Origin of the sequence: Janthinobacterium sp. NKUCC06_STL, from assembly GCF_019345455.1 — a bacterium.
Taxonomy (GTDB): domain Bacteria; phylum Pseudomonadota; class Gammaproteobacteria; order Burkholderiales; family Burkholderiaceae_D; genus Janthinobacterium; species Janthinobacterium rivuli.
Genome location: NZ_JAHKQY010000007.1, coordinates 134,895 through 154,233, shown reverse-complemented (window position 1 = coordinate 154,233; position 19,339 = coordinate 134,895). Strand labels below are relative to the sequence as shown.

At 65.8% G+C, this 19,339-nt stretch carries 22 protein-coding genes; 10 read left to right on the top strand and 12 right to left on the bottom strand.

What is annotated here, in order from left to right:
• Positions 1–76: 76 nt before the first annotated feature.
• Positions 77–1,291: an acyl-CoA dehydrogenase family protein gene (locus tag KO539_RS21050; protein ID WP_219311446.1), complete on the bottom strand. Its 1,215-nt coding sequence runs from the start codon at positions 1,289–1,291 to the stop codon at positions 77–79.
• Positions 1,292–1,544: 253 nt separating this feature from the next.
• Here KO539_RS21050 and ssuE point away from each other — a divergent pair, with 253 nt between their 5' ends.
• The 5 genes from ssuE to KO539_RS21025 are packed head-to-tail and all read left to right on the top strand — an operon-like array spanning position 1,545 to position 6,032.
• Positions 1,545–2,165, top strand: coding sequence for an NADPH-dependent FMN reductase (gene ssuE, locus KO539_RS21045; RefSeq protein ID WP_219311444.1), 621 nt, complete (start codon positions 1,545–1,547; stop codon positions 2,163–2,165).
• 24 nt (positions 2,166–2,189) lie between these two features.
• Positions 2,190–3,200: a sulfonate ABC transporter substrate-binding protein gene (locus KO539_RS21040; protein ID WP_219311442.1), complete on the top strand. Its 1,011-nt coding sequence runs from the start codon at positions 2,190–2,192 to the stop codon at positions 3,198–3,200.
• Positions 3,201–3,222: 22 nt separating this feature from the next.
• Complete coding sequence (gene ssuD / locus KO539_RS21035) at positions 3,223–4,383, top strand: FMNH2-dependent alkanesulfonate monooxygenase (RefSeq protein ID WP_219311440.1); 1,161 nt, start codon at positions 3,223–3,225, stop codon at positions 4,381–4,383.
• A 1-nt stretch (position 4,384) separates the two neighbouring features.
• Complete coding sequence (gene ssuC, locus KO539_RS21030; protein WP_035817638.1) at positions 4,385–5,176, top strand: aliphatic sulfonate ABC transporter permease SsuC; 792 nt, start codon at positions 4,385–4,387, stop codon at positions 5,174–5,176.
• A gap of 25 nt (positions 5,177–5,201) precedes the next feature.
• Positions 5,202–6,032 (top strand): ATP-binding cassette domain-containing protein, encoded by an 831-nt coding sequence (locus KO539_RS21025; protein ID WP_219311438.1) that lies wholly within the window; start codon positions 5,202–5,204, stop codon positions 6,030–6,032.
• Here KO539_RS21025 and KO539_RS21020 read toward each other — a convergent pair.
• Both KO539_RS21020 and KO539_RS21015 read right to left on the bottom strand, forming a co-directional pair.
• Complete coding sequence (locus KO539_RS21020) at positions 5,989–6,699, bottom strand: HAD-IA family hydrolase (RefSeq protein WP_219311436.1); 711 nt, start codon at positions 6,697–6,699, stop codon at positions 5,989–5,991. The genes KO539_RS21025 and KO539_RS21020 overlap by 44 nt on opposite strands.
• 55 nt (positions 6,700–6,754) lie before the next feature.
• The gene (locus KO539_RS21015) at positions 6,755–7,204 is read right to left on the bottom strand and encodes an META domain-containing protein (protein ID WP_176388285.1); all 450 of its coding nucleotides are present in this window, start codon (positions 7,202–7,204) and stop codon (positions 6,755–6,757) included.
• A 149-nt stretch (positions 7,205–7,353) separates the two neighbouring features.
• On the opposite strand from KO539_RS21015, the gene KO539_RS21010 reads away from it, so the two are divergent.
• The 5 genes from KO539_RS21010 (at position 7,354) to KO539_RS20990 (ending at position 12,467) form a co-directional block, all read left to right on the top strand.
• The gene (locus tag KO539_RS21010; RefSeq protein ID WP_219311433.1) at positions 7,354–8,298 is read left to right on the top strand and encodes a hypothetical protein; all 945 of its coding nucleotides are present in this window, start codon (positions 7,354–7,356) and stop codon (positions 8,296–8,298) included.
• Complete coding sequence (locus KO539_RS21005) at positions 8,295–9,770, top strand: PLP-dependent aminotransferase family protein (protein WP_219311432.1); 1,476 nt, start codon at positions 8,295–8,297, stop codon at positions 9,768–9,770. The genes KO539_RS21010 and KO539_RS21005 overlap by 4 nt, the downstream gene beginning before the upstream one ends.
• 124 nt (positions 9,771–9,894) lie before the next feature.
• Positions 9,895–11,073, top strand: coding sequence for a benzoate/H(+) symporter BenE family transporter (locus KO539_RS21000; protein WP_374106473.1), 1,179 nt, complete (start codon positions 9,895–9,897; stop codon positions 11,071–11,073).
• Between the two features lie 85 nt (positions 11,074–11,158).
• Positions 11,159–11,890, top strand: a complete 732-nt coding sequence (locus KO539_RS20995; protein WP_219311428.1) for a CPBP family intramembrane glutamic endopeptidase — start codon at positions 11,159–11,161, stop codon at positions 11,888–11,890.
• 37 nt (positions 11,891–11,927) lie between these two features.
• Positions 11,928–12,467, top strand: a complete 540-nt coding sequence (locus KO539_RS20990; RefSeq protein ID WP_219311426.1) for a gamma carbonic anhydrase family protein — start codon at positions 11,928–11,930, stop codon at positions 12,465–12,467.
• 4 nt (positions 12,468–12,471) lie between these two features.
• On the opposite strand, the gene KO539_RS20985 is transcribed toward KO539_RS20990, so the two are convergent.
• The 9 genes from KO539_RS20985 to KO539_RS20945 form a co-directional block, all read right to left on the bottom strand.
• Positions 12,472–12,831 (bottom strand): hypothetical protein, encoded by a 360-nt coding sequence (locus KO539_RS20985; RefSeq protein ID WP_099379639.1) that lies wholly within the window; start codon positions 12,829–12,831, stop codon positions 12,472–12,474.
• Positions 12,813–13,208, bottom strand: a complete 396-nt coding sequence (locus tag KO539_RS20980; RefSeq protein ID WP_099379638.1) for a helix-turn-helix domain-containing protein — start codon at positions 13,206–13,208, stop codon at positions 12,813–12,815. Before KO539_RS20980 ends, KO539_RS20985 begins: the two co-directional genes overlap by 19 nt.
• Positions 13,209–13,290: 82 nt before the next feature.
• Positions 13,291–14,205, bottom strand: coding sequence for a fatty acid desaturase (locus KO539_RS20975; RefSeq protein ID WP_219311424.1), 915 nt, complete (start codon positions 14,203–14,205; stop codon positions 13,291–13,293).
• Positions 14,205–14,522: a DUF3144 domain-containing protein gene (locus KO539_RS20970; protein ID WP_034782889.1), complete on the bottom strand. Its 318-nt coding sequence runs from the start codon at positions 14,520–14,522 to the stop codon at positions 14,205–14,207. The genes KO539_RS20975 and KO539_RS20970 overlap by 1 nt, the downstream gene beginning before the upstream one ends.
• Before the next feature lie 71 nt (positions 14,523–14,593).
• Positions 14,594–15,094 carry a gluconokinase gene (locus KO539_RS20965; protein ID WP_257626387.1) on the bottom strand — a complete coding sequence of 167 codons (501 nt, stop codon included), beginning with the start codon at positions 15,092–15,094 and terminating at the stop codon, positions 14,594–14,596.
• Positions 15,095–15,096: 2 nt separating this feature from the next.
• Positions 15,097–15,600, bottom strand: a complete 504-nt coding sequence (locus KO539_RS20960; protein WP_035817656.1) for an OmpA family protein — start codon at positions 15,598–15,600, stop codon at positions 15,097–15,099.
• Positions 15,601–15,616: 16 nt separating this feature from the next.
• Positions 15,617–16,888 carry a diguanylate cyclase domain-containing protein gene (locus tag KO539_RS20955; RefSeq protein ID WP_219311422.1) on the bottom strand — a complete coding sequence of 424 codons (1,272 nt, stop codon included), beginning with the start codon at positions 16,886–16,888 and terminating at the stop codon, positions 15,617–15,619.
• A complete protein-coding gene (locus KO539_RS20950; protein WP_374106472.1) occupies positions 16,885–17,466 on the bottom strand; it encodes a YfiR family protein in 582 nt (193 codons plus the stop codon). The genes KO539_RS20955 and KO539_RS20950 overlap by 4 nt, the downstream gene beginning before the upstream one ends.
• 193 nt (positions 17,467–17,659) lie before the next feature.
• Positions 17,660–19,312 carry a Na+/H+ antiporter gene (locus KO539_RS20945; RefSeq protein ID WP_219311420.1) on the bottom strand — a complete coding sequence of 551 codons (1,653 nt, stop codon included), beginning with the start codon at positions 19,310–19,312 and terminating at the stop codon, positions 17,660–17,662.
• Between the last annotated feature and the right edge of the window lie 27 nt (positions 19,313–19,339).

Here is a 19,339-nt window from a genome sequence, read left to right as displayed (position 1 = left end):
GACCCGCCGGGTCTGACCCCGGAAGTCCGCTAAATAGCCTGCGGCGTAAATGTATCGATTCGCCCAGGCCGTGGTTTTACGAGTACGCCGTCGGCTCAGGTACCGTGCCGGTCAAGGCAAAGCGTCCCAGGTCGCGCAGCTTGTAGTCGATGGGGTCGTGCAGGGTATGCACGCGCACGTTGCGCCAGTAGCGGTCGTATCCATACTGGGCCGAGGTGGAACGGGCGCCCGTCAGTTCGAACATCTGGCTGCTGATCTCGAGTCCTGCCTTGTGCGCCAGGCACTTGGCTTCGGCCACGGACACGGCCAGCAAGCCCCGTTCGCGCGCCGTCACCAGCGCCCCCTTGCGGAACACCTTTTCCAGTTCCTGCGCTGCAGAGTCGGCCAGCACTTGCGCGGGGCGCAGCAAGAGCCACAGCTGGCCGTAGCGGTGCTGCACCAATGGGTCGTCCGTTGCCTTGTCCACGCCCGAGGCAAACCAGGCCTTTGCCTGTTCGTCCGTGTACAGGCGCGCCGCCTCGAACGCGCCTTCGGCGATGCCCAAATACAGATTGGCCATGATCAGCTGCGCGATCTGCGAGCGCACGGTCGCTTGCGGCGTGGCGGCCTGCGCGGGCGCCTGCAGCACCAGCTCCCGCGGCAGGGCGACACCTTGGAAATGCACGTTGCCGCTGTCCGTCTGGCGCTGGCCGAAGGCGTCCCAGTCCGCCTGCACGGTCACGCCATCCTGGCGCGTGGGTAAGGCGGCGATCAGCGCCGTCTGCGTGGGCGCATGCCAGGCGGAGACGGTCAGCCAGTCCGATCCCACGGAACCGGAAGAAAAGCTCTTGATGCCGTCAAGGATATAGCCGTCGTCGCTGTCGGTAGCCGTGACCCGTTTGTCGAGCGGGTTCAATGCATTGCCCCAGAACAGGCGCTCGTCGACGGTCAGGGTGAGCAGGCGGCGCTGTTGCTGCGCGCTGCCATACAGCTGCAGGCCGGCCAGCTGCAAATGGTGGAAGCCGAAGACATGCGCCAGCGCACTGTCGGCCCGCGCCAGGATGCGGATCACCTGGTACACGAGGGGCCACGACGCGCCCTGGCCGCCGAATTCCACGGGGATCGACAGGGTCAGCAAGCCCGATTCGCGCAGCCATTCGCGTTCCTGCGCCGCATGGCCGCCGGCCTGGTCGCGGGCATTGGCCGTTTCAGCCAGGCGAGCGGCCAGCTTTGTTGCGATGCTGATGGCGTCCTGCAGGGGTTCCGGTACAGGCGGCTGGGGACGGGCGGCATGGAGAAAAACGCTAGACATGGGTGACATTCCAGAAAGACGATGACGCCGATATTGCACCGCCCCGCGTGCGCCGTACACGAAGAAAACCGCGCATGGATATGCGAAAAAAACCGCGCGGCAGAATGCGCGATGGCGTGCGGGGCGTCAGGCCCGGATAGTCAAAAAACGCATATCGAAGCGCGAAAGCATTCGTTTTACACGGCTGCTGATGGCGATAGGCTGCAAGCATCCGAGTAACTCCAATCCGACAACGTACAGGGACGGGCATCACATGAGCATTTTGTTATTGGGCGGTAGCCCGCAACTCCCATCGAGTTCCAGCCGCCTGCTGCTGCATATCGGCGAACAGCTGGCGCTGCAGGGCCACAGCTACGCCAAGCTGCATGTGCGCGACTTGCCGGCGCGCGCCTTGCTGCTGGCCGACTACGACGACGCGGCGATTGCCCGCGCCGTGCGCGCCGTGGCCGATGCTGACGCCATCGTGATCGCCACGCCCATCTACAAGGCCTCCTATACCGGGCTGCTGAAAGCCTTCCTCGACTTGCTGCCGCAAGATGGCCTGGCCGGCAAGCTGGTACTGCCGCTGGCCACGGGCGGCGGCCATGCCCACACCCTGGCGCTCGACTATGCGCTGCGTCCCGTGCTGCATGCGCTGGGCGCCAAGCAAGTCTTCACGAGCATCTATGCCAATGCGCAGCAACTGGCGTGGCACGAAGAAGGGGGCCTGAGCCTGGACGCGCCGATTGCCGACCGCGTGCAGGCCGGCATCGAGGAACTCTCCACGGGCCTGTTCGTGCTGCAGGGCCGCCGTCCGACCGCGCCAGCCGAGGTCTCGCACCCCGTGCGTACGCTGCAAGACCAGCCTTACGCGCCTCAGTATCAAGCCGCCTGATTATTCACCGACCAAGGAACCGCCATGACACACCGCCACGCACAACGCCTCTCGCGCCGTACCACCCTGGGCCTGCTGTTTGCCGCCGCCGCCGGCGTGATGGCGGCCGGCATGCCGGTCGCGGCGCAGGCGCAAGTCAAAGGGGAGGTCCAGGTGCAGGTGCAGGTTCGCATTGGCTACCAGAAATACGGCACCCTGACCTTGTTGAAAGGGCGCGGCACGCTGGAAAAACGCCTGGCTGAGCAGGGCGTGGGCGTGAAATGGACGGAGTTCCCGGCCGGCCCCGTGCTGCTGGAAGGCTTGAACGTGGGCAGCATCGATTTCGGCACCGTGGGCGAGGCGCCGCCGATCTTTGCGCAGGCGGCCGGCGCCAACCTGGTCTACGTCGGCAATGAGCCGGCGTCGCCGGCCAGCGAAGCCATCGTCGTGCCCAAGGGTTCCGGCCTGCGCACCCTGGCCGACTTGAAGGGCAAGAAAATCGCCCTGAACAAGGGCTCGAACGTACATTACTTGTTGTTGAAAGCGCTGGAAAAGGCTGGTGTCGCGTATGCCGATATCCAGCCCGTGTTCCTGCCGCCGGCCGATGCGCGCGCCGCCTTCGAGCGGGGCAGCGTGGATGCGTGGGCCATCTGGGACCCGTTCCTGGCGGCCGCCGAAAAGCAGCTGGGCGCCCGCGTGCTGGCCGATGGCAAGGGCCTGGTGGCGAACTACCAGTTTTATCTGGCCTCGCGCACGTATGCGGAAAAGCATCCCGAGATCCTGCGCATCGTGCTCGATGAAGTGGCCAAGGTCGACGACTGGGGCCGCAACAACCCGGAGGAAGTGGCGACGATCCTCGCCGCACAGACGGGGCTGGGCAAGGATGTCGTGGCGCTGGCCGCCTCGCGCTATGCGTATGGCGTCAAACCCGTGTCGGTCGACGTCATCGCGTCGCAGCAAAGGGTGGCGGACGCGTTTTCCAGCCTGAAGCTGATTCCCAAACCGATCGTTGTCAAGGACGCGCTGCTGCCCGTCAAGCAAGTCGCCACCAAATAAACAAAGAGAGATAGAAAATACCATGTCGTTGAATATATTCTGGTTCATCCCTACCCACGGCGACAGCCGTTACCTGGGCACGTCGCAAGGCGCGCGTCCCGTCGATGCCGATTATTTGCGCCAGGTGGCCGTGGCCGCCGACACGCTCGGCTACGACGGCGTGCTGTTGCCGACGGGCCGCTCCTGCGAAGATGCATGGGTGGTGGCCTCGTCGCTGATCAGCGTGACGCAAAAGCTCAAATTCCTCGTCGCCATCCGCCCCGGCCTGTCCACGCCCGGCCTGGCCGTGCGCATGGCGTCCACCTTTGACCGCCTGTCGAACGGACGTCTCTTGATCAACGTCGTCACGGGCGGCGACCAGGGCGAACTGGAAGCGGACGGCCTGTTTGCTGACCACGCCAAGCGCTATGAAATCTCCGATGAATTCATCAAGGTGTGGCGCGCCACGCTGGCGGGCGAGGGCGGCGCGGCCGGCTACGATTTCGAGGGCAAGCATATCCAGGTCAAAGGCGCGAAAACCCTGTATCCGCCCGTGCAGAAACCATATCCACCGCTGTATTTCGGCGGCTCGTCGGAGCCTGCGCTTGAACTGGCGGCCGAGCAGATGGACGTGTACCTGACGTGGGGCGAGCCGCCGGCCGCCGTGGCCGAGAAAATCGCCGACATCCGCGCGCGCGCGGCCAAGCGGGGCCGCACGGTGCGCTTCGGTATCCGCCTGCACGTGATCGTGCGCGAAACGAACGAGGCGGCCTGGCGCGCGGCCGATGAACTGATCAGCCATCTGGACGACGACATCATCGCCAAGGCGCAGGCGGCCTTCGGCAAGATGGATTCCGTGGGCCAGCAGCGCATGGCGGCCCTGCATGGCGGGCGGCGCGACAAGCTCGAAGTGTCGCCGAATCTGTGGGCCGGCGTGGGCCTGGTGCGCGGCGGCGCGGGCACGGCCCTCGTCGGTGATGGGCCGACGGTCGTGGCGCGCATGCAGGAATACGCGGACCTGGGCATCGACACCTTCATTTTCTCGGGCTACCCGCACCTGGAAGAGTCGTACCGCTTTGCCGAGCTGGTATTCCCGCTGCTGGGCAAGGGCAAGGCCGTGGGTGAGCAGTCCTTGAGCGGCCCCTTCGGCGAAGTCATGGCCAGCAATATCGTGCCTGCCGCGCCACAGAAAAAGGCGGCCTGAGATGGCGGCCGGCTCGATACAACGGGCAGGCGCCGCGCCGTGGCGTGATTCGCTGGCGCCATGGGCCTTGCCCGTGGCGCTGCTGCTGGCCTGGCAGCTGGCGGCGCAGTGGGGCTGGCTGTCGAGCCGCATCCTGCCCGAGCCGTGGGCCGTGGCGAAAGCCTTCTGGCACCTGGCCGTGTCGGGCGAATTGTGGCTGCACCTGAAAACAAGCTTGTGGCGCGCCACGGTCGGTTTCGCCATCGGCGCGGGACTGGGCTTGCTGCTGGGCTTATTGACGGGCAGCTTCCGCCACGCGGAAACCCTGCTCGACACGACCTTGCAAATGGTGCGCAACATCCCGGCCCTGGCCCTGATCCCGCTGGTGATCCTGTGGTTCGGCATCGATGAAACGGCCAAGCTGTTCCTGCTGGCCGTCGGCGTGTTCTTTCCCGTCTACCTGAACACCTTTCACGGCATCCGCTCGGCCGACCAGGGCTTGATCGAAATGGCGAAAAGCTATGGCTTGTCCGGCTGGCCTTTGTACCGCGACGTGATCCTGCCGGCCGCCATGCCGTCGATTCTGGTCGGCGTGCGCTTTTCGCTGGGCCTCGTGTGGGTGCTGCTGATCGTTGCCGAAACCATCTCGGCGCAGGCCGGCATCGGCTACATGACCATGAATGCCCGCGAATTCCTGCAAACGGACGTGGTGCTGGTGGGGATTTTGCTGTACGCCTTGCTGGGCAAGCTGGCCGATCTGTTCTCGCGCCGGCTGGAGCGCCACTGCCTGCGCTGGAATCCCGCCTACCGATAGTGACGAAATGACGAAGGAAGACATCATGCTGCTTGCCCCCATCCAGATCGAAACGGATTTTTTGTCGCACTTCGTGCAGTACGACCCGGCCAGCGCGCCGCCGCAGGCGAAGGCCGCGCCGCAGGCTCCATTGGCGCGCCGTGGCGTGCCTTTGGAGCTGACGCAATTGAGCAAGGCGTATGGCGAACGTCCGGTGCTGAAAAACGTCGACCTGCAGCTGGAAGCGGGAGAGTTCGTCGCCATCGTGGGACGCAGCGGCTGCGGCAAGAGCACCTTGCTGCGTTCGATCGCGGGCCTGGAGAGCGTCGATGACGGCAGCATCGCCATCGGCAGCGGCGTGGGCGCGCCCGACATCCGCATCATGTTCCAGGAATCGCGTCTGCTGCCGTGGAAGACGGTGCTCGATAACGTGGCCCTGGGGCTACCCCGCTCCGTCGGTGCGGCGGCCGCTTCGCTGTGGACGGTGGGTCTGGCCGAACGGGCCGACGACTGGCCGTCGGCGTTATCGGGTGGGCAGAAACAGCGTGTGGCGCTGGCACGCGCCCTCGTGCACGAGCCGCAACTGCTGCTGCTCGACGAACCCCTGGGCGCGCTCGACGCCCTGACGCGCATCGAGATGCAGCAGCTGATCGAGTCGCTGTGGCTGGCGCGCGGTTTCACGGCCGTGCTGGTGACGCACGACGTGGCCGAAGCCGTGGCTCTGGCCGACCGCGTGCTGCTGATCGAGGAGGGCCAGATCACCATGGACGTGCCGGTGGACTTGCCGCGCCCGCGACAGCGCGGCCATGCGGCTTTCGCCGCGCTGGAGCAGGCTATCTTGTCGCGGGTGCTGCAGCCGTCTCGGCCAGCACGATGAAACCGTCGCCATCGACGCTTGCCACGATGGCTTCATAATTGTCGATGGCCGGGTGGCGGGTGGCCAGCGGGTGCGCGTGCGTGGCGGTGACGACGATGACTTTCGCGCCAGCCGCTTCGCCCGCCTCAATGCCGACCGACGCATCTTCGAACACCAGGCAGTCGGAGGGCACCACGCCCAGTTTTTCAGCGGCCAGCAGATAGCAATCGGGTTTTGGTTTGCCGGCCTTGACGTCTTCCGCCGTCACCATGATGGCCGGTATCGGCATGCCGGCCGCCTTCAGGCGGGCAGTGGCCAGTGCCCTCGGCGCCGAGGTGACGATGGCCCATTGCGCGGGCGGCAGCGATTGCAAAAAGCGCAGCGCTCCCGCAATTTCAATAATCCCTTCCACATCGATGATTTCCGCATCCGTGATGCCTTGCGACTCGCGCTGCGCGTCGACGCCGGGCAAGCGCAGTTTGGCGATGGTGTCGACCGAGCGCGCGCCGTGGATGGTGGGCAAAAAGGCCGCCACGTCAAGGCCCTGGCGCTGCGCCCACGTGCCCCAGATGCGTTCGGCGGCGGCGATGGAATTGATGACGGTGCCGTCCATGTCAAACAAAAAAGCCCGATAGCGGCCTGCGGCCGACGGTAGCGGGGATGAAGACGGCGAGGGCAGTGCGGACATGGCTTCCTTCCAGATGATGGGCTGGAAGCCATTGTAACGGCAGTCGATTTTTATTTCACAGGTAGACCGATTCAAACCTGGCCACGGGCGCGCCATCCTTGAGCAGGATCAGCTTCTCGCCGTCGAGCTGGTAGCCCGTCACGCTGTTCAAATTGGCCAGCACGGCGCTTTCCAGCTGCATCAAAGGGGGCGGGCAGGCCATGCGCGTGCCAGCCAGCTGGGTGAAGCGCAGGGCCGTGCCGGCCACGGTATAGCCGCCCATGACGCGGTTGCAGCCAGTGAAACCGGTGACCTTGCCATCGTCGGTGAGGGTAATGCGCACTTCGCGCTCCTGCTGCGGCGCCATCGCCACGGGAGCCCCATCGAGCTGCGTGAGCTTCCAGTAGGTATTCGTCAGGCTGGCGTTCGGCTTGGCGCTGTCGCTGGTGGCGGCGCAACCGCCGGCCATGGCGATGGCGGCGGCGAGGGGAAGGTATTTAAGATGATGCGTCAGGCGATGCAGCATGGGATGCTCCTGTGAGGGGGGAATGCCTGCAGACTAGCAGGTTTTTCGCACCGCTCAGCGCACGGCAGCGGCGATTGTTTCCATTTTGCCAGTCCTGGCATTAAACTCATGTTTTCTATTCTTTTAACGTTGATCGGGGAGCCTGGCCGATGCTGCAAGCGCAAGCGCTGGATAATCGACTCGTCGCCACCACTGCCGACGATGTGCTGGTCGACCGGATCGTGCCCGGCGCGCCGCTGGTGATCGCCTTCGGCTTCGTTTCGTGGACCACGCGTCCCGCCTTCGATTTTTACGGGCGCCTGAGAAAACTGGAACAGGCCAGCGGCCAGCATCTGAATAAAATTCTCGTGCGCGATTCGGGCAATGCCTGGTACCACCGCCGCATCGCGGGCCTGGGCAACCACGTCGACGAGACGGCGCAAGCCCTGCGCGAGCTTGTGCGCCGCATCGCACCGAGCCAGGTCACGACCGTCGGCCAGTCCATGGGCGCGTATGGGGCCGTCATGTATGGCTTGCTGCTGGACGTGCAGCAAATCGTCGCCTTCGGGCCATTGTCTTTCCTCGACGTGCAGCAGGCGCGCTTGTACCATGAGCTGCGCTGGCTGCCCGTGATGGAGTCGCTGGCGCAAGACCCGCCGGCGTCCGGCTACTACGACCTGGCGGCCCTGTGCCGCGCCAGGGCGACGGACGCTACGCAGCTGCACCTGGTGTTCGGCACTCGGCCCGACGTGGCCAGCGTGGGCGCCAGCGCCAGCGAATCGGTCAACCTCGACGCCATGCACGCGCAGCGCCTGGCTGCGTTCGGCCGCTGCACCTTGCACCCGTATCCGCAGTCGGGCCATGCGGTGGTGCAGCACCTGATCGACACGAAGCGCATCAACGCCTTGCTGGCCACATGCATACTCGGTCTCACGCTGGAAGATGAACCGATGCCGGAGATCGGCGCGGCATGGCAGGACTGGGTGGCGGAAAACCTGCGTTTGGGCTGTGCCGGCGAACAGCTGGTGGCGGTGCTGCAGCAGCACGGTTTTTCGCTGGCCAGCAGCATGGCGGCCGTGGCTGCCGTTGCTGCCGCCCGCGCCAAAGCCGTATGACACCGCAGTTCGAACTCGACACCCTGAAAATGCGCATCGCCGCGCCCGAACTGGCGGCGCTCGACTTGCGCGTGCGGGTGCAGCGCGCGCTGCGCCAGCTGATACTCGATGGCGTGCTGGCGCCCGGCCTGCGCCTGCCGGCCACGCGCACGCTGGCGCAGTCGCTGGGCGTGTCGCGCGACACGGTGGAAATGGCGTACGCGCAGCTGCGCCTGGACGGTTATATCGAGCGCCAGGCGGGATCGGGCAGTTTCGTCTCGCCGACGATAGGGGCGAACTTGCTGGGCAAGCCGGCGGTGGCGCCGCTGTCCATGCCGGCGCAGCCGGTGGCGCTCAGCGCGCGCGGCGCACAGATTCTCGCCAGCGGCGGCGTGGCCGACCAGCAGACCGTCAAAGCCTTCGCCACGGGTTTGCCGGAAACGCGGGCCTTTCCGCTCGACGTGTGGGAGCGCTTGCGGCGCCAGGCGGTCGGCGAACACCGTGCCGGCATACTGCTGCACGGCGACCCGCAAGGGGCCGAGCCTTTGCGCCAGGCCATCGCCGATTATGTGAATCTGGAGCGGGGCGCGCGGGCCACGGCCAGCCAGGTGCTGGTGCTGAGCAGCACGCGCCAGGCCCTGTATCTGTGCGCGCAAGTGCTGGCCGATGCGCATGGCCCCATCCTGATGGAAGACCCCGGCTATTTCGGCGCGCGCAAGGCGTTCGAGATGGCACAATTACGAGTCGTGCCCGTGCCCGTCGATGCAGATGGCTTGTCCATCGACCACCTGCGGGCGGATCGCAGCGGCGCGAACACGGTGTATGTCACGCCGTCGCATCAGTACCCGACGGGCGCCACCCTGGCGCTCGAACGCCGCCTGGCCCTGACTGCCTGGGCGGCGGAACGCCAGGGCTGGATCATCGAGGACGATTACGACAGCCAGTTTCATTACGCGGGCTTGCCGAGGGCGTGCGTGCAGGGACTCGACACGCGGCAGCGCACGATTTACCTGGGCACCTTCGCCAAGTCGCTGTATCCGGGGCTGCGCATCGGCTACATGGTGCTGCCGCCCGCGCTGGTCAAACCGATGACCCATGCGCGCAGCATTCTCGATGGCCACACGCCGCAACTCGATCAATTGACACTGGCCCGTTTCATCGCCGATGGCCATTTCGCTGCCCACGTGCGCGCCATGCGCAAGGTCTACGCCGTGCGCCGCGATGCGATGGCGCAGGCCGTGCAGCGGCACTTGCCGCACGTCGTCACGGCGCAGCTGCCGCCGGGCGGCTTGCAGATGCCCTGTCTGCTGCACGAGGGCAGGGTGGAGCTGGACACGCTGCGCCTGGCGGCGCAGGCGGGTATCGTGTTGCCAGGCCTGAGCCGCTTGTACGCGACGCCGCCGGCGCGCGGCGGCTGGCTGCTGGGCTTTGCGGCCTTGACCCCGCACGAGATCGACAGCGGCATCGTCCGCCTGGCCCGCGCGCTCGGTTAATGTCGTCAAAGTGGTCTGTCGCATGCGCTTGAAATGGCCTGCTTGGGCAGTCCATGTAACCATTAATATGCTCGCTTTTAATGGCAGAGGCATATACATGACAACCACCACAACAAGCGCCGCTATGGCCGACCGGGCGCGCTGGCGCGACCTGGCGTCCCCCGCCATGGCCGCCTTCATTTCCGTCCTCGTCAATTATGGCGGCACCTTCGTGCTGGTGTTCCAGGCGGCCCAGCTGGCCCAGCTGAGCGCCGCGCAGACGGCGTCCTGGGTCTGGTCGCTGAGCATCGGCGTGGGCGTGACGGGCATCTGGCTCAGCTACCGCTACCGCGCGCCCATCATCACGGCCTGGTCCACGCCCGGCGTGGCTTTTCTCGCCACCGTCATGCCGCACACGCCGTATGCCGAGGTGATCGGCGCCTATATCGTGTCCGCCATCGCCTTCATTCTGCTGGGCATGTCCGGCGCCTTCGAGCGCCTTGTGCTGCTGATCCCCGGTGGCATCGCCGCCGGCTTGCTGGCCGGTATCCTGCTGCAGTTTGGCGTGAATGCGTTTGGCGGCGCCAGCGCCGATCCCGTGCTGGTGGCGGTATTGCTGCTGTCGTACGCCGTGCTGCGCCGTTTCACGGCACGCTTTGCCGTGGTGGGCATCATGCTGATCGGCCTGGCCCTGCTGCTGGCGCAGGGGCGCATCGATGCGCAAGGCATAGCACTGGCCCTGGCTGCGCCCGTGTTCGAGATGCCGCGCTTTTCCGTGGCGTCCCTGCTGGGCGTGGCGTTGCCCCTGTTCCTGATCACCCTGACGGGGCAATACATGCCCGGCATGCTGGTGCTGCGCAATGACGGTTACCAGATCAGCGCCAATCCGATTTTGACGGTGACGGGACTCGGTTCGCTGCTCATGGCGCCGTTCGGCGCGCATGCCTTCAACGTGGCTGCCATCACGGCCGCCATCTGCACGGGCAAGGATGCGCATGCGGACCCGTCGAAGCGCTATGTCGCCGGGCTGGCGTGCGGCGTGCTGTACATCCTGGTGGGTATCTTCGGCGTCACCCTGGCCAGCCTGTTCATGGTCTTGCCGCGCCCCTTCATCACGGCGCTGGCGGGCCTGGCCCTGCTGGGCGCCATCGGCAACAGCCTGGCGCAGGCCATGGCGGACGTGCGCATGCGCGAAACGGCGCTGATCACCTTCCTGGCGACGGCCGCGAACGTGACCCTGCTGGGCGTGGGCGGCGCCTTGTGGGGGCTGGCGGCCGGGTTGGCGGCGCATGGGCTGATGCATGGCTGGCGCAAGGCGGCATAGCAAGACAGGTTGCCCGTTGTGCCAGTCGCCGCATACAATTGCTGCGCCCGTGCCCGTTGGCACCGTACTTTCCCCGATGTGAGCGATGGCCGACCTGACTTCCCTGGCGCAGTATCTGCTGGCGATCACGCCCGCCTTCCTCGTCTGCGCCGCCTTGTTGCTGGCGGTGCCGCGGTCGGTGCCGCTGCTGCGCGTGCTCGTGCACATGCTGTTTTTCGTGCTGGCGCGCGATGCGATGACGGCGCACGGCTACTGGCAAGTGGCGGCGGGCGGCTTGCGCTTCACGGCGCCGCCGCTGGTCTTGCTGGCGCTGGGCGCCATGTCGCTGGGGCTGGTGGCCACCACGTGCTGGCTGGAAAGCGAGGCGCGCCGCCAGATCCACTGGCTGGGCATGCGCCCGGCCCTGTCCGTGCTGCTGGGTGTGGCGGGCGCCGCACTGATCATCGCGCTGGCGACGGGCTTGAAAGCCCTGTTTGCCTTGCCGTCCTTGCCGCCCGTCGCGCCATCTGCGCTGCCCTTGCTGCTGGGCTTTGCGCTGGCCGCCAACTGTTATGAAGAATTGCTGTTTCGCGGCTTGCTGCAGCAGCAATTGCGCGCCTGGCTGCCGGCCTGGCGCGCGGCGCTCGTGTCGGGCCTGCTGTTTGGCCTGTGCCACGCTTTTCTTGCCACCACCGTCACGCAGGTGGGTGCGCCCATTCTCGTGTTCACCGTGATCGAAGGTGTGGTGGCGGGGCTGGTATATTGCCGTGCCGGCTTGCTGGGCGCCTCCCTGGCCCATGGCCTGGCGATTTTTGCGCTGGCCGCCGGCTGGGTGTGAATCCTGTTGTTTCAATTTAATGAAGAGTGAGAAAGCGATGCCAGTCAGTTCCTACCTGAATACCCGTCCCGTCGTGGGCGAGCGCGTCTACCTGCATGACACGGCGCAAGTGATTGGCGACGTGCAGATCGGCGACGACTGCTCCATCTGGTGCAACAGCGTGCTGCGCGGCGACGTCAACCGCATCGTCATCGGCGAAGGCAGCAATATCCAGGACTTTTCCATGGGCCATGTGTCGCACAGGAATGCGGCCAAGCCCGACGGTTCACCGTTGACTATCGGCAAGTACGTGACCATCGGCCACTCCGTCATCCTGCACGGCTGCACCATCGGCGACGAGTGCCTGATCGGCATGGGCAGCATCGTCATGGATGACGTGGTGGTGGAAAAGCACGTGATGCTGGGCGCGGGCAGCCTGGTGTCGCCGGGCAAGGTGCTGGAAAGCGGCCATTTGTACGTGGGCCGCCCCGCCGCCAAGGTGCGCGCGCTCACTGAAGCGGAGATCGCCTACCTGCGCTATTCAGCGGAACACTACGTGCGCGTGAAGAACAACTACCTGGCGGGCGAACCGGGCTGATGCGTCAGGCTGGCGCCGTGGCCAGCGCATTGATGCGCGCCGCCATGGCGCGCGCATCGGGCACGCCCAGTACCAGGCGCGCCCATTTTTCGCCTTGCAATTCGATGACCAGTGGCTGCATGCCGCGCGTCATGAAGACGAACTGGCGGTCGCCGCCCTTGTGGTAAGTACCCGCCGAAATGACTCCCGGCAAGTTGGTGCCCGGTGCGCGCAAGCCCAGGGCCGCGCCGCGGAAACCGTCATCGTCGGTGGCGCCACGCACATGCCGCAGGGGAATGCACAGGTTGCCGTGGAAGGATGCCAGCTTTTCCCACAGGGCCAGGCGGATGGTCAGTGCATCGTCGTTCAATTCGAGGCTGGGCATGGTGTCTCCTTCGGTGGTTGATCCAGATGGCTTAACAGGCGTTCGCCCAGCAGGCGGGACGTATCGGCGCCCGTGTCCAGTACGGCGGCACGGCACAGCGCCGTGATGGCGGCGTCAGAGGGCGCCAGTTCCTTCAAGGCGATGATCAGCAAATCGACGGCTTCTTCCCGCGCCGGCCAGCCAGGCTGCAGTGCCTGTGTCAGCACGCGCTCAAACAGATGGCGCTTGGAGCCGAAAGCCTTGTACAGGCTGCCGCGCAGCAAACCCGTAGCCTTGACCAGGTCATCGATCGACGCGGCGTTGTAGCCCAGGCTGCCAAAGACGGCGGCAGCCTGGCTGGTCACGGTGGCTTCGTCAAAGTTGCGGGGTCTGGCCATGGTAGCGGTGCAAAGTGTGCGGCGGGGCGGGATGCCCCGTGTCTGCCACCACTATAGGCATTGGTGAACGATTGGTCAATAACTATCTGCGGTCTGCCGTTTCGCGCAGTTCCGGCCGCGGCGCCAGGTCTTGCGGCAGGCGCAGGGCGGAGACGAGTCCCAGGCGCCGCAACAGCAGCAGCATCCACCAGCCCGGGTCCCATTCGCCCGGCCGCAGGCCCAGCCTGGCTGAGCCCGGATACGCGTGATGGTTGTTGTGCCAGCATTCGCCCATGGTCAGCAGCGAGGTCAGGCGGATATTCCTGCCTTGCACGGCGGCGCCGTCGACGTAAAAATGCATCTGGCCATGGTTGTGGGCGAAGTAGCCGATCAGCCAATGGCCGAGCACGCCGGCGCTGACCCGCGCGCAGACGCCCCAGCAAACAAAACCCCAGCCGCCCCAGACGTAGAACAGCAGGGCCCACGGCAGGTGCTGCAGCATCCAGGTTTTTTCCAGAAAGCGGTAAAAGCGGTCGTGCGCGATACGCGCTTCGATGGCGATGTGCGGCGGGTGGTCAAGATCGAGACGGCAGAACAATTGCCACCAGGCATCACGCCAGAAGCCGGCGCCGTGGCGCAGATAGGGGTGGCAGTCGGGCAGGCGCTGGGCATAGTCGCGCAGTTCGTGCTGGCGCAGCAAGGCCAGCGGGCCGCTCAGGCCCACCAGCACGCCCAGGTACACGAGCAGGTATTCCAGCCATTTTGGGCATGCAAAGCTGTCGTGGATCAGTTTGCGGTGGCTGCCCAGCGAGTGGCCGAACAGCAGGACGATGGCCGTGCTGACGATAAACAGCGCCACGCCCGTCCAGCTGAAGAAGCACAGGGCGCCAGTCGCGGCCCCGGCCAGCATGGCCGCCAGCCATAGCGATGGCAATGGCGCAAAGCGCACCGTGCCGTCCAGCACGCTGTTGGCGTGGCTGGCGCGGGCGCGGTGGCTGTCCAGGCTGGCTGCCGTCATCAACCCTTGGGAGCCGACGACGGTTGCGTGTACTTGTCGAAGTTGGTGATGTAGTCGTTGAAGTTGTCGGTCAGCATGCGCTTGTACTGTTCCGTGAAGAAGGCCACGGCGCCTTCCTTTTCTTCCTGCATCTTGGCCACGTCGTTGCTCTTGCTGGCGACGAGGAAGGCGTTGAAGCGGGCAGCTGCGTACAGCAGCGAGGTGGCGACTTCATTGCCGCCGCTGTGCATGCATTGCTCATTGGCCAGGGCAATGACCTGGTCGGCGCGTTCCCAAAATTCCGGGCCCGGTGCTGGTTTTGTCGTTGGTGTGCTCATAAAAATCCCTCATGAAAGTGCGCGCCAGTCTACACAGGGGGGCGCGGGCTGTCCAGCCGCGCGGCCGCCGTTCAGGGCGCTTGCAGGATCTGTTCCACCAGCACGGCCAGCGGCTGGCGGATGTCGAGCACGATGCCGGCTTCGTCCGCCTGCAGTGGCTGCAGGGTGGCCAGCTGGCTGTCGAGCAGGCTGGCCGGCATGAAATGGCCGGGCCGCTGCAAGCGGCTTTCCAGCACGGCGCGCGGGCCGTGCAAGTGGACAAAGCGCAGGGCCGGGTCGCCTGCGCGCAGCACGTCGCGGTAGGCGCGCTTCAGGGCCGAGCAGGAGACGACGAGGCCGCTGCCTTGCGCGCGGGCCGTGGCGATGCGCTCGCGCAGGGCGGCAAGCCAGCCGGCCCGGTCGGCATCGTCGAGCGCAATGCCGGCCGCCATCTTGGCCACGTTTTCCGGCGTATGCACATCGTCGCCTTCCACGTAGGGCACGTGCAGGGCGTCGGCCAGCAGGCTGCCGACGGCGCTCTTGCCGCAGCCGGACACGCCCATCACGACCCAGCGCACGGCGGGCACGCCCATGTTCAAGGCGCCGACACGATGACGGTGACGCGGCGGTTTTCCGCCTTGCCCGTCTTGCTGGCGTTCGAGGCCACGGGTTTACTCATGCCCAGGCCCTTGACGGTGATGTTGTCGCGTGGAATGCCCGAGGCGCTCATGGCGTCGGCCACCACGTTGGCGCGCGCCAGCGACAGCTTGTTGTTGTACGCTTCCGTGCCTTCGTTATCCGTATGACCTTCCACGCGCATGTGGGTGATGCCCACTTTCAGCAGGGCGGCGCTGATTTTCTGGATGGCGACGCGGCTGGGCGGGATCAGCTTGGCGGCGTCGAACTCGAACAGCAGCTTGTCGGTAAAGCTCAGTTCCCAGCCTTCGTCCGTCTGGTTGAAGCCTTGCTCCTTCAGGGTGGCGACTTGCTCGGCGTTGAACACGGGTTTGGTCTCTGGCGTGCTCTGGCAGGCGGCCAGCAGGCCCAGCATGAACAAGCCGAGGAAGCCGCGGCGTAATTGCGTGTAGATGGATTGCATGGTGTTGCTCCTTGGTTCAGGGGTGAATATGGGGTTGCGGCAGGCGCGCGACCTGGCGCGTGCCGCGCTGCGCCTGCTTGGCGCGGTACATGGCTTCGTCCGCCGCGCCGACCAGCGAGACGGCATCGATGGCGTGATCGGGGAAGACGGCCACGCCGATGGTCAGCGAGCTGACGATGCTGTTGCCGGTGGGCAGTTCAATGGCTTGCGCCATGGCGGCGATGATGTTGTCGGCGATGTGCATGGCGTCGCTGCTGTTGCGCAGCGGCTTGAGCACGATGGCGAATTCGTCGCCGCCCAGGCGCGCCACCAGGTCGCCTTCGCGCAATTGCTGCTTGATGCGCGCGGCGATCGTCACCAGCACCCGGTCGCCCGAGGCGTGGCCGAAGGTGTCGTTGATGTATTTGAAACGGTCGCTGTCGAGGAACAGCACGGCCACCTTGCCATTGCCGACCCGCGCGTCGAGGATGGCGCGTTCCAGTTCCGCTTCCATGAAGGCGCGGTTCGACAGGCCCGTCAGGCTGTCGTGGTTGGCGCGGTGCGACAGCGAGGCGTGTTCCTTCTGCAGATGGCTTTGCCATGCTTCCAGTTCGTCGAGCAGGGCGTTGAAGTCGTCATTGATCTGGTTCAGTTCGGCGATATTGGCCGGCGGCACGCGCAGTTCGAACGAGCGGTCGCGCCGCACGCGGTGCGCCGTTTCCGCCAGGTGGCGCAGCGGCGACGTGATCTCCGTTTCCATGCGGCGCGACAGGCGCACGGCGACGACCAGGCTCAGTACCAGGCAGGCGAGCAGGCAGGACAGGCCGCTGAGCAGGAAGGGCAGCAGGCTGCGGCTGTGCGGCACCAGCTTGATGCTGCCGATGGCCTGTTCATTGCGCGTGATGGGGAACGTCAGCGAATCGGGCAGCATCCAGCCCGTCAGCGCGCGTTCGATGTAGTAGCGCGTGCCGTGTTCGCCCCGTTCCCAGCGGGCCAGCACCTTGCCGGCCATGTCGCTCACCTGCGCCTGGTCGATATCTTCATTCACGCCGATCAGGGCCAGCGCTTCCCTGGCGGCCATGGAGTCGCCAAAGACGACGGCCCCTTCCACCGTGTAGCTCATCGAGCGGGCCACCAGGCGCAGGTTCTGGTCCGAATACACGCGCAGGGCCAGCAGCGCCACGGCCGTCAGGGTCAGGCCGGCCGCCAGCACGGCGATCAGCGACACGCTCAGGTGGGCGCGCCGCAGCACGCTGTCGAGCGTGGGACGGGGCTGGCGCACAGGCTTGTTGTTCAGGCGGGCGCTCATGGCGGCGGTCCCTTGCGACGTGCAATTTGCAAGGCGTTTGGATGCACGCGCAGGCCGCTGCGGGCGATGGCGTCGAGGTTGACGTCAAAACCGATCTGCGCCTCGTTCAGGCGCAGGCAGAACATGGTGCCCACGGTGCAGGAGGTGCCCGGTTCGGCGACGGACAAGATCGGCTTGCCGATGATCTGCGCCAGCAGATGCTCGCGTTCGCCCTCGGGCAGGCTGCCCATGTAGACGACGTCGCATTCGCCGGCCGTGCTGGCCACCGCCGGGATTTTCACGCGGATGCGCTGGCCCAGGCTGGAAGCGGGCTTGTCGACGATGGCCGCGCCGTAGCGGGGCGCACCGAGCATGCAGACGCGCACTTCCTGGCGCGCCACGGGCCAGCGCACATAGCTGATGATGCCAAACAGGACTTGGGCCACCTCGGCGGGACGCCTGGCGTCCACCACCGCGCCCGATTGTGCCCACGCGGCGCGCGGCGCCAGCACAGCGCAGGCGAGCAGCGAGGCCAGCAGCACGGCAGCGAGCAGGACGGGCGGCGCTGGGCGCTGCCGGTGGCGGGAAGAGGAGGGCACGGCGTCGGTGTCTTTATGCAGGTCGGGGGCTATTCAAATAGTTACGCAGCAACACAGACTCTACGGAAGTCCCTGTTGAAAGTAAATCACGGCGCTACGCCATAAACCTTGCATTATAAACACGAATGTGAAAACTTGCATTCTTTGCCATGAGAATTACTTATCAACACTGCCATGCTGCGCCAGAGTATTGCTATTCTTCCAATGTCGCTTCCAGCAAGTCGATTTCGCGCAGCAGGCGCAAATGGATGGTGTCGTCCAGTTCGCCCGAGATGCGGCGGCGGAACAGTTCGTCCCGCTCGGCATTGAGCGCTTCCAGGCGCAGCGCCCGCTCGGCCTTGCCCAGTTCCTGCAGCCGCATCGCCTCGTCGTTGCTGCTTTCACCATACGCGAGGCGCCGCCCGTAGGCTTCGATCAGGCGGTTGGCCGCCTCCGTGACGACTTGCTGCTTGTCATTCTTGTCGATGCCTTCGCACACTTTTTCCAGCCGCGCGATGGCCGCTTCGGCGGCGGCGGCGCGGGCATTACGCTCTTCCGTCGAGCGGCGCGCCGGCGGCGCGAACACGAGGCCCTTGGTCAGCAGGGGCAGGGTGACGCTGGCCAGCAGCAGCGACAATAAAATCACGCCCATGGCGAGGAAGATGACGAGGTCGCGCGCGGGAAAGCGCGTGCCGTCGGGCAAGAACAAGGGCAGGGTCAGGATGCCGGCCAGGGTCAGCGCGCCGCGCACGCCCGCGAACGACGCCACCAGCAGCAAGCGCAGGCTGGGACGGGCCAGCAGCGCCGCGTCCTTCGCTTCGCCGGCCACCTTCTTGTGGTGCTTGAACAGGGTCAGCTTCATGGAAATGAAGACCCACAGGAAGCGCATGAAGGTCAGCCCCACTGTGATGGCGATGACGAACAGGGGCAGCTTCCAGGCGCTGCCGGCGCCGATTTCGGCCGAGGCGGCCGGCAAGCCGGCAACGGTGGTGGGCAGTTGCGCGCCCAGCATGACGAAGATCACGCCATTCAGGACCAGTTGCACGGTATCCCACACGGCCTTGCGCTGGGTGCGCGTGGCGGCCAGCGGACGGCCGATCAGGTCGGCGTAATGCATGGACACGCCCGCCGTGGCGGCGGCCAGGATGCCGGAACCGTGGATTTGTTCGGCGCCCAGGTAGGCGGCGAACGGGATCAGGATGCTGATGAGAATTTGCAGGCCCGGCTCTTCGCCGACCTTGCTCACCAGCCATTTATTCGCCAGGCCCACGCCCCAGGAAATAGCCAGGCCGATGATGATGCCGCCGCCCGCTTCCTGCAGGAAACTCAGCGAGGCGGCGCCGATGGAAAAGCCGCCCGTCATCATGGCGCCCACGGCAAACGTGAAGCAGACGAGGCCCGACGCGTCGTTGAGCAGGGATTCGCCTTCGAGGATGTGCATCAGGCGCGGCGGGATCGGGTTGCCGGCGGCAATCGCCGAGACGGCCACGGGGTCCGTCGGCGACAGGATGGCGCCCAGCGCGAAGGCGACGGCCAGCGGCACGCTGGGAATCAGCCAGTCGATGAAGAAACCCATGCCCAGCACGGTAAACAGCACGAGGCCGATGGCCAGCATCAGGATCGAGCGCGCGTCGGAAAAGAAGGCGCCCTTGGGAATGCGCCAGCCATCGAGAAACAGCAGCGGCGGAATGAAGAGCAGGAAGAAAATGTCGGGATCGAGCGGCACTTGCACGCCAAACACGGCCAATCCCGTGCCGCCGGCGATCTGGATCAGCGGCAGCGGCAGCCTGACCCAGCGCGAGCGGGCGAGAAAGCCGCACAGGACGACGGTCAACACGAGGATGAGGATGATGGTAACGGTATGCATGAAGGAGCGGCGGCGTGCTGAAACGCT